Origin of the sequence: Saccharospirillum salsuginis, from assembly GCF_014651855.1 — a bacterium.
GTDB classification, from domain to species: Bacteria; Pseudomonadota; Gammaproteobacteria; order Pseudomonadales; family Natronospirillaceae; genus Saccharospirillum; species Saccharospirillum salsuginis.
The window spans coordinates 306,340-315,574 of sequence record NZ_BMXR01000007.1; the positions used below are offsets into that span (position 1 = coordinate 306,340).

At 62.1% G+C, this 9,235-nt stretch carries 9 protein-coding genes and 1 other RNA gene; all 10 read left to right on the plus strand.

The window, feature by feature from the left end; genetic code table 11:
• The first annotated feature begins 118 nt into the window (after positions 1–118).
• An RNA gene (ffs, locus tag IE111_RS15465) (signal recognition particle sRNA small type) lies at positions 119–215 on the plus strand.
• Between the two features lie 139 nt (positions 216–354).
• A complete protein-coding gene (gene dnaX / locus IE111_RS15470) occupies positions 355–2,571 on the plus strand; it encodes a DNA polymerase III subunit gamma/tau (protein ID WP_189610335.1) in 2,217 nt (738 codons plus the stop codon).
• A 6-nt stretch (positions 2,572–2,577) separates the two neighbouring features.
• A complete protein-coding gene (locus tag IE111_RS15475) occupies positions 2,578–2,904 on the plus strand; it encodes a YbaB/EbfC family nucleoid-associated protein (protein ID WP_229805383.1) in 327 nt (108 codons plus the stop codon).
• A gap of 18 nt (positions 2,905–2,922) precedes the next feature.
• Complete coding sequence (gene recR / locus IE111_RS15480) at positions 2,923–3,531, plus strand: recombination mediator RecR (RefSeq protein WP_189610339.1); 609 nt, start codon at positions 2,923–2,925, stop codon at positions 3,529–3,531.
• Positions 3,524–4,663: a ribonuclease D gene (gene rnd / locus IE111_RS15485; protein ID WP_189610342.1), complete on the plus strand. Its 1,140-nt coding sequence runs from the start codon at positions 3,524–3,526 to the stop codon at positions 4,661–4,663. The genes recR and rnd overlap by 8 nt, the downstream gene beginning before the upstream one ends.
• Positions 4,647–4,958 (plus strand): YcgL domain-containing protein, encoded by a 312-nt coding sequence (locus IE111_RS15490; protein ID WP_189610344.1) that lies wholly within the window; start codon positions 4,647–4,649, stop codon positions 4,956–4,958. Before rnd ends, IE111_RS15490 begins: the two co-directional genes overlap by 17 nt.
• Entirely contained in the window at positions 4,958–5,401 is a 444-nt protein-coding gene (locus IE111_RS15495) for a YcgN family cysteine cluster protein (RefSeq protein WP_189610346.1), read from the plus strand. Before IE111_RS15490 ends, IE111_RS15495 begins: the two co-directional genes overlap by 1 nt.
• Before the next feature lie 15 nt (positions 5,402–5,416).
• Positions 5,417–5,791, plus strand: a complete 375-nt coding sequence (locus tag IE111_RS15500) for a hypothetical protein (protein ID WP_189610348.1) — start codon at positions 5,417–5,419, stop codon at positions 5,789–5,791.
• A 124-nt stretch (positions 5,792–5,915) separates the two neighbouring features.
• Positions 5,916–6,581, plus strand: a complete 666-nt coding sequence (locus IE111_RS15505; RefSeq protein WP_189610350.1) for a YEATS-associated helix-containing protein — start codon at positions 5,916–5,918, stop codon at positions 6,579–6,581.
• A gap of 152 nt (positions 6,582–6,733) precedes the next feature.
• Positions 6,734–9,037: a vWA domain-containing protein gene (locus tag IE111_RS15510; RefSeq protein ID WP_189610352.1), complete on the plus strand. Its 2,304-nt coding sequence runs from the start codon at positions 6,734–6,736 to the stop codon at positions 9,035–9,037.
• The last annotated feature ends 198 nt before the right edge of the window (positions 9,038–9,235 follow it).

Consider the following 9,235-nt stretch of genomic DNA (forward strand, 5'->3'; position numbering starts at 1 on the left):
GCCCAGGATGCCGGCCCGGGGGTAAAGCTGATTCGTCAGAAGCCTCGAATTCGGACATCGGTACCCCTTGCGATTTTTTCACACCCATGCATAATGCCGCGCTCGGTTAGGGTGGCTCTGCCGGTCCCCCCGCAACGATACGTCGTAAACCCCGCCAGGCCCGGAAGGGAGCAACGGTAGCGACTGACTCGTGTGCCGGGGTGTGGCTGGTGGAGCCGCCACCCGACTCCTTTCCGGCCCAGTCCCTGAGTTTTTATCTAACTCCTTGTTTTACCGTGCATTTTTCTAATCTTGTGGCAGCAAGCCGCTATCCCGGTTAGGATATTGCCTCGATTCATTAACACCAGAGACGTCATGTCCTACCAGGTATTGGCACGCAAATGGCGGCCCTCGACATTCACCGAGATGGTCGGCCAGGCCCATGTGTTGAAAGCGCTGGTCAACGCGCTGGATCAGCAGCGTCTGCACCATGCCTATCTGTTCACCGGCACCCGGGGTGTGGGCAAGACCACCATCGCCCGGCTGCTGGCCAAGAGTCTGAATTGCGAAGTCGGCGTGAGTTCCAAGCCGTGCGGCCAATGTTCGGCCTGCCGGGAGATCGCCGAGGGGCGTTTTGTCGACCTGATCGAGGTTGATGCCGCGTCACGAACCCGGGTCGAGGATACCCGGGAGTTGCTCGAAAACGTCCAGTACGCGCCGACCCGGGGCCGCTATAAGGTGTACCTGATCGACGAGGTGCACATGCTCTCGGTGAGCAGTTTCAACGCCCTGTTGAAAACGCTGGAAGAGCCGCCGCCCCACGTAAAATTCCTGCTGGCGACGACGGACCCGCAAAAACTGCCGGTTACCGTCCTGTCCCGCTGTCTGCAATTCAATTTGAAGAACATGACGCGGGAAAGCATCGTCGGCTATCTGAACCACATTCTTAATGAAGAACAGGTCCCGTTCGAGGAACCGTCGCTGTGGTTGCTGGCCGAAGCGGCCCAGGGCAGCATGCGTGACGCCCTCAGCCTGACCGACCAGGCCATCGCCTTTGGCGAAGGGCAATTGCGGGAGACCGAGGTCGCCTCGATGCTGGGCACGGTCGATCTCAAACGGGTTCTGAACCTGGTACGCGGCCTGGTCGAGAAAGACGCCCCGGCCCTGATGCGCCAGGTGGCCGACATCGCCGAACACGCGCCCGACTACGGATCCCTGCTGAACGAGTTGCTGTCGACGTTGCACCGGGTAGCCATCGCCCAGGCGGCCCCTCAGGCACTGGACAACAGCAAGGGTGACCTGGCCGCCATTCGCGCCCTGGCACAAGGGTCCCAGGCCGAGGATATTCACCTCTTTTACCAGTTGGGCACCGCGGCCAGTAAAGACATGGCCCTGGCGCCCAGCGAACGTGCCGGGTTCGAAATGACCCTGTTGCGTATGCTGGCGTTCAGCCCGACACCGCCGAAACGGCTGGATGATCTGCCGCCGCTGGTCAGCCAATCCGAGCCCGAGGTGCCGGCTGCGAACCCGGATGCCTCTTCCCGGGCAAACGCAACCGTGGCCGAAACCACACCACCGGAACCGACCCCCACCGAGCCCGTCGGCACCGAACCGGCGCCATCTATTGGCGACCCCGAGGCCGAGGCCCCAGCGGAGCCCCAGGCACAGGCGACTGCCGAGGCGCAGCCGGACCCATCGCCTGTTAATGAAGCCGTCGCGGCTCAGTCCGTGGCCGCTACGAGCGAACAGCCGGTCGAATCACCGCCGGAGCCCGCTGCCGTACCTGAACCCCAGGCCGCTGCAACGCCAGAGCCGCAGGCGACGAGCGAAATGGTTGCGCCTGAGTCTCCCGAGCCTGAGGTCGGTTCCGAGTCCGCCGAGCCGCAATCCGAAGACGACACGCCTCCCTTCGATGTGGATCCGCCTGTCGATAGCGCCCAATCCAGGCCAGAACCCGTGATGACCGGGACCGGTGAGGGGGATGAGTCGACGGAAACGGATCCGGCGGCCGAGTCAGTGGCCCCCGAACCCACGGCGTCCTCGGAGCCAGCGGCGGCGTCATCGAACGCTCACCCCGAACCTCAGCCGCAAGCTTTGTCCGAAGCGCCGGCCGCGAGTGAAACAACCGATGAATCGGCCAAGGCTTCCCGGGCGTCGCAGGCTCAGTGGCCGGAGCTGGATCGCGAAGCCGACCCCAAGCACTGGTGGCAGGTGACGCTGCACAAGCTCGGCTTGAGCGGCATGACCAAGACGGTGTTCGCGCATTCCGAATGGCGGGACTATCGGGAAGGGCGGCTGACGCTTTTAATTTCCACCAACTACCGCAATGTTATGAACGAGACACAGGTGCAGCGACTGCAGGAAGCCCTGGTCCATGAGTTGCCCGGCCTGACCGCGATCGACACCGAATTCGGTACCGCGGAACAGACGCCCCAGCTTTGGCTGGACCGGCTCAATCACGCGGCCTGGGAAAAAGCCGTGGCCGAGTTGAAAGAGGACAGCTTCGTGCGAACGCTGATGACCGATTTCGCGGCCGAACTGCAGACGGACACCGTTAAACCCGTTCACAACCCGTTACCGACAGGAGCCTGACCGATGATGAAAGGTGGTGGCATGGGCGGCTTGATGAAGCAAGCCCAGAAAATGCAAGAAGACATGAAGCGCATGCAGGAAGAGGTCGCCCAGGCCGAAGTGACCGGCGAAGCCGGCGCCGGTTTGGTCAAGGTGGTCATGAACGGCCGCCACGACGTCAAACAGGTGTCGCTGGACGATTCCGTCATGCAGGAAGACAAAGAACTGCTGGAAGACCTTCTGGCCGCGGCCGTCAACGATGCCGTGCGCAAGGTCGAAGACTACAGCCAGGAAAAAATGTCTTCCGTGACCTCGGGCATGCAACTGCCGCCCGGTTTCAAAATGCCGTTCTAAGGCGGACCGGAACCGCGCATGAGTTTTACACCCCTGACCGAACAATTGATCGAGGCTCTGCAGGTGTTGCCCGGAGTCGGATCCCGCTCGGCCGAGCGCATGGCGCTGCAGTTGCTCGAACGGGACCGTACCGGGGCCGAAAGCCTGACCCGGGCACTGCGGTCCGCATTGGACGGTGTTCGCCAATGCGAACGCTGTCGTGCGCTCAGTGAGAGCGAACTGTGCACGTTGTGTTCCGACGATGACCGGGATCACAGCCTGATCTGTGTGGTCGAGACCCCACAGGACCGCGAAGCCATCGAGCTGTCCGGAGGATTCCGGGGCGATTACTTCATCCTCCAGGGCCATCTCTCTCCGATCGACGGCATCGGCCCCGAGGAACTCGGCATTCCCCAATTGATCGACCGCGTCCGTGACGGCGGCATTCAGGAAGTGGTGCTGGCGACGAATGCCACCATGGAAGGGGAGGCGACCGCCCACTACCTGATCGAACAACTCGGCCCCCTGGGCACGGCAGTGTCGCGACTCGCCCAGGGCGTCTCACGAGGTGAGCTGGGCCGCGTCGACAGCGGCACCCTGTCCCACGCTCTGACCGATCGCAAGCAAGTGAGTTTTGAACATGATTGAAGGTCACCAATGGATTGATTCCGACACGGCCCTGGCCGAAGCCTGCCAGCAATGGCGACAGGCCGGACAATTGGCCATGGACACGGAGTTCGTCCGCACCGAGACCTATTTCGCGCAACTGGGTCTGATTCAGATCGGACTTGAGGAACGCGTCTGGTTGATCGATCCGCTGGCGATCACCGATTGGCAGCCACTGGCCTCCCTGCTGGAGGACGAGCGTGTCATCAAGATTTTCCATTCGTTGTCCGAAGACGCCGAAGTATTGTTGAACGGTACCGGTGCCCGGGTGGCTCCGGTGTTCGACACCCAGATCGCCGCCTCCCTGCTCGGACACGATGTGCAGATGGGGTTTGCCCGTCTGGTTGAGGCCGAGTTCGGTGTCAATCTGCCGAAGGACGTCACTCGCAGTGACTGGCTGAAACGACCGCTCGAACCGGAGCAGTGCGCCTATGCCGCGGCCGATGTGTACTGGTTGGAGCGGTTGTATCAAACGCTGGCGCCGCGCCTGCGTGAACAGGATCGTTTCGACTGGGTGTTGGAAGACAGCAATCGCATCGCGCGCGACAGCTTGCCGCCAGAGCCCGAGCACTACTATCACAAGTTGCGCGGCGCCTGGAAACTGAAAGGCGGTCGTCTGCTGTGCCTGAAACGCCTCGCCGAATGGCGCGAGACCGAAGCCCGCGAGCGCAACGTGAACCGTGCGCGCGTTCTGTCCGACGCCGAGGTCATCCAGATCGCCCAGACCATGCCGCACAACAAGGCGGCCGTGGCACGCCTGAAGGGGCTGCATCCGCGCAAGGTTCGCCAGTTCGGTGACGCTATCGCTCGCATTGTCGTGGAATCCGATCAGGCGTCGCGCGAGGAATGGCCGGAACGATTGCCCGGTCCGCTACCGGCCGACCAGGCTGAACTGTTTCGGGGGGTGAAATCCCGGGTATCCCAGATCGCCGACCGGGTCGATGTGCCGGCCGAGGTATTGGCCCGGCGCAAGCAACTCGAACAGCTGGTGCGCAGTGGTTGCTACACCGGCGACTACCGCATGCCGGAAATGATGACCGGCTGGCGCCATGACCTGGTCGCTGAGCCATTGATGGCCTACTTGACGGAGCAGCGCGATGAAACCGACGAGTGATCGCGCCCTGGTGAGCATCTATCGCTCGCCCCGCAAGTCTGAAATGTACCTCTACGTCCCCAAGGTGAACGGATTGAAAGACGTGCCCGAAGTTTTGCTCGAACACTTCGGACAGCCGCATCATGTCATGGACATGCTGCTGAAGCGCGACCGGAAACTGGCCCGGGTGGACACCGGCCGGCTTCTGGACCAACTGATCGAGCGCGGTTACTACCTGCAAATGCCGCCCTCGAAGGACGACTACATGCTCGATTTGTACCGGGAACCGAAACCCGATCCGGACGCGGAGGCTTGATGGCGGATCGGGTACCGTTCTGGAAATCCAAATCCCTGTCCGAGATGACCGCCGGTGAGTGGGAGTCCCTGTGCGACGGTTGCGGCAAGTGCTGCCTGCAAAAACTCGAGGACGAAGACAGCGGCAAGGTCTATTACACCCGCGTTGTCTGCCGCTACATGACGGACGACTGTCGCTGTTCGCAGTATCAGCGCCGCCACGAACTGGTGCCCAATTGTGTCTGGCTGAAACCGGAAGACGTCGACCAGTTCTTCTGGCTGCCGGATACATGCGCCTATCGGATCGTCGCCGAGGGGCGGGACCTGCCGGACTGGCACCCGCTGGTAGCCCGGGATGCCAACCGCATTCACGCGGTCGATGCGTCGATCCAACACTGGGACCTGGTCCGGGACAACGAAGTGCCCGAGGAAGACTGGGAAGAATACATCATCGATAATCAATGATCCGGAATCCGTGACATGATTTACCAAGACGTCTACTGGACTGCGGCGGCCGCCTACGGCCTGGGCGTGGTCGGTTTTTTGCTGGTGGTATGGCGCGTCGGGCGTCTGCTGCCCTGGCGCCCGCTGCGCTGGTGGTTAACCTGGTTATACCTGTGTGTGGTGCTCACGCCCTGGCAGGGCTCCGAACCGGAACCCTATCTCGCTCCGGCCATTATCGTCGCCGCCTTCGATTTTCTCGATGTCGGCATGGAGGCGTCGCTCGCCATTCTCAAACCCATGATCCAGGCGTTGGTGGTCGGTACCCTGGTCATCGTGTTGGCCGGTATTGCCCTTAAAATCCGGGATATGAAGCGATACCGGGCCGAACCGGACAACGGCGAGGCCGCCTGAGTTTCATTTCATCCCGGCATTCTGTTATACCTACCGCGTTTGCTAACACCGGGCGAAGCCGCTGGACGGGTCCGGGCTCGTCCAACGTTCGATACTGACTATAAAAAAAGAGTGAGGAGTAGGCATGGCCAATCATATTTTCGTACTGGTCGCTGTGATGCTGATGGCCGGCGTTTTCGGCGGTCTGGTGAACTACTACATGCAGTCCCAGTACGATCCGGATACCACCAGTCTGCCGCGCAGCCTCGTCGTGGGCATCGGCGCATCCTTTCTGGTGCCGGTGGTACTGGCGCTGGTCAACAGTGATCTGGTCGCCCAGAGCCGCGAGGATTCGACCCGGTTTCTGATCTTCACCGGATTCTGCCTGATCGCCGCCATCGCCAGTCGTCTGGTCGTCACCAGCGTATCCGATCGCATCCTGGCCGAAGCCCGTGCCGCCCGCCAGCAGGCCGACCGGGTGATGCACGAGCTGTATCTGGTGCAAAACGAAGTACGGCCGCTGATCGAGACCGAGACCGAGGAAGAGCGCGAGGTCGAACCCGAGCCGCTGACTCCGGACGAGGAGCTGGACGTCACCACCGGTAATGTCCTGAAAACGTTAGGCAACGGACGCTACATATTCCGCTCTCTGGGCGGTCTGTGCCGGGAAACCGACACCGACGAAGCCACCATGGTCAAGACGCTGGAAATCATGGTCGCCCGTAACCTGGCCGGCCGCATCATGGGCAAACACGGTATCCGTTGGCACATCACCGACAGCGGCCGCAAGATGCTGGCCCGGATGGGGTGACCTTGTAGGAGCGCACGCTGTGCGCGACAGAGTTTGGTATCGTCTACATGTCGCGCACGGCTTATAGCTCTTAAAGGCACAACATTTGCTCCACACTCAAGACCCATCGACTGTGGCCGATGTAACGACTGACGATTGACGCGGGAGCTTCCATGCCTCGACCCCTTGCTCGCCCGGGATTTTCATACCGCCAACTGCTCTGGCTGGTGTTCGGCGGCCTATTGGCCCTGACGCTGCGGGCCGAGACTCCGCCGCCGGCGGCCACCGATATCCGCATTCTGGTCGATATCTCCGGCAGCATGGTCGAAACCGACCCGCAAAACCGGCGCACCCCGGCGCTGAACCTGCTGGTCGATTCCCTGCCGGAGGGCAGCCGGGCCGGTGTCTGGTCCTTCGGACGGTTTGTGAACCTCCTGGTCGATCACGATACCGTCGACGCCGACTGGCGCGCCACCGCCCGCAGCCGACTTCGGGATCTGCGTCCCATCGCCCAGCGCACCAACCTGGGCGCGGCGCTGGACGATGCCGCCTACGATTTCGGCTATTCGACTTACGAGCCGCCCACCGACGTTATCCTGATCACCGACGGCCGTGTCGACATCGCGCCGAATGAAGGCGTCAACCGCATCGAACGCGATCGCATCCTCAATACCGTTATTCCACGATTCGCCCAGGCCGGTGCCCGGATTCACACCCTGGCGCTGACCGACGCCGCCGACGCCGGTCTGCTCGAACAGATGTCGCTGCGCACCGACGGCACCTTCGAGCGGGTCGAATCGGCCAACGACATTCGCGATTTCATCCTCAGCGTGCTCAGCCGGGTCCGGCCCGGCAATGAATTGCCCCTGAGTGATTCCGGTTTCGAGGTCGACAGCCAGGTCTCCGAAGTCTCCGCCCTGGTGTTGCACGACAGTGGCCAGATCGGTCTGCGCAGTCCGAGCGGGCAGACCACCGACGCGCTGAACCCGGATCGTCAGCAATGGCGCGTCGGCGACGGCTACACCCTGGTCACCGTCAATGCACCGGAAGAGGGCCGCTGGGAGATCGAAGGGGCGGTCGAATCGGGCTCGCGCATTACGGTCGTCTCCGACCTGAACCTGCGCTGGCAGCAGCCGGAGGGGGCCGTGGTCGTCCGCGCTCAGCCGCTGCTCATCGAACTGCGGGCCGTCGACCAGGACGGTCAGCCAGTCGACGCGGCGCTCACCGGCATCATGGACCCCAGCCTCAGCATCCAGGGACAGACTGTTCCGCTCATTCGCTGGCAGGGCGACACCCTGAGAGCCCAGGTACCGAACCGGTATGACGAAGGTCCGCTCGACCTCGAAGTCCGTGTCGACGCCGGCACCTTCCAGCGACTGGTTCGCCGCACCATACAAAACCGCCCCGCGCTCAGCTCGGAAGTGCTGGTCGACGGCCAGGGCTATCAATGGCGGCTGTACCCGTCGCACCGGAACCTGAACGTCGAAGGCAACTCGCTCGAAGCCGACATCAGTGGTCCGGATGGCAGCCAAACCCGGGCATTTCAGCGACACCCGTCCGGTTATTTCTACACCAACCTCGCCGCCGACCAACCCGACGGCGATTATCGATTGACCGCCGAAGGGCGGCTGACCATTAACGACCGTCCGCTCACCAACCTCGGCGTCGCCCCGGTCACGCTCAGCCTGCCCATTCGCGCCGGCCAGGCCCGCATCATGGACCTCGATGCCGCGCCCATGCCGGAGGAACCGGAGACCACTTCCGAAGAGGAACAGCAGGCCGAGATGAGCGAGCCTTATGTCAAGGAGCCGATGCCCGAGTTCGAGGAAATCACCGCCCAGATCACCGCGGCCGAGCCCAGCGAACCGGCCCCCGAGCAGGATTGGCAGGAAACCCCGGCCGTCGAAGACGACAGCCCCGACTGGGTCACCTACCTGTTGTACAGCCTGCCGGGTCTGATCATCCTGATCGGCTTCTTCGTTGGCTATCGCCTGCTCGAAAAACGTGGCAAGACCCCGGAATCCGGCGAAACTACCGAATCCGGTACCGACGCTAAAGGCCAGGCGCTCGAGGAAGAGGAATTGCAGGACATCGAAGACCTCGATCTCGCCGCCGGTGTAACCGCCGACAGTGACGACGGCGGGGACTGGGGATCCGGCGAAGAATCCAGGGAAGCGCCTCTGGTCGATGAAGTCGTCGACGAGGAGGCCCCACCGCCGCCGGACAACACCGAAGCCCCCCGCGCGGATATGGAAGACAGTCTCGATACCAGCCTGCTCGACCAGGAAGACTGGGGCGAACTCGACTCCACCGGCGACGAGAACGACCCGGACGACGACCTCTTCGACATCAGCAACATCGACGACAGCCTGTCCGACCTGGAAGACCTGTCGCTGGATGAGGATGAAGATCCCTTTGCCTCGCTGTTGGATGAGGATGAAGAAGACTCCGAGACCGAGAAAGACAAGAAAGAGTGATAGACTGTTGTTGATTTGTTGGATGACGCGCTATCGCTTTATCGAACCGTCGGACCGATCCAGCTCCGGCACCGAACAGCGTAGGGTGGGCATGGAGGCTGTGAGAGTATTTTTTTGCCGGCATCACATTGGTTTTAGGCTCGTTCATGCTGGTTAGAATGCCCTCCGGCACCCGCAATTGGTATTTCGACCTACTAA

Coding starts and splice junctions, on each gene's coding strand:
- IE111_RS15475 (WP_229805383.1), top strand. CDS start 2,578: ATGAAAGGTGGTGGCATGGGCGGCTTGATGAAGCAAGCCCAGAAAATG.
- recR (WP_189610339.1), top strand. CDS start 2,923: ATGAGTTTTACACCCCTGACCGAACAATTGATCGAGGCTCTGCAGGTG.
- IE111_RS15510 (WP_189610352.1), top strand. CDS start 6,734: ATGCCTCGACCCCTTGCTCGCCCGGGATTTTCATACCGCCAACTGCTC.
- dnaX (WP_189610335.1), top strand. CDS start 355: ATGTCCTACCAGGTATTGGCACGCAAATGGCGGCCCTCGACATTCACC.
- IE111_RS15505 (WP_189610350.1), top strand. CDS start 5,916: ATGGCCAATCATATTTTCGTACTGGTCGCTGTGATGCTGATGGCCGGC.
- rnd (WP_189610342.1), top strand. CDS start 3,524: ATGATTGAAGGTCACCAATGGATTGATTCCGACACGGCCCTGGCCGAA.
- IE111_RS15490 (WP_189610344.1), top strand. CDS start 4,647: ATGAAACCGACGAGTGATCGCGCCCTGGTGAGCATCTATCGCTCGCCC.
- IE111_RS15495 (WP_189610346.1), top strand. CDS start 4,958: ATGGCGGATCGGGTACCGTTCTGGAAATCCAAATCCCTGTCCGAGATG.
- IE111_RS15500 (WP_189610348.1), top strand. CDS start 5,417: ATGATTTACCAAGACGTCTACTGGACTGCGGCGGCCGCCTACGGCCTG.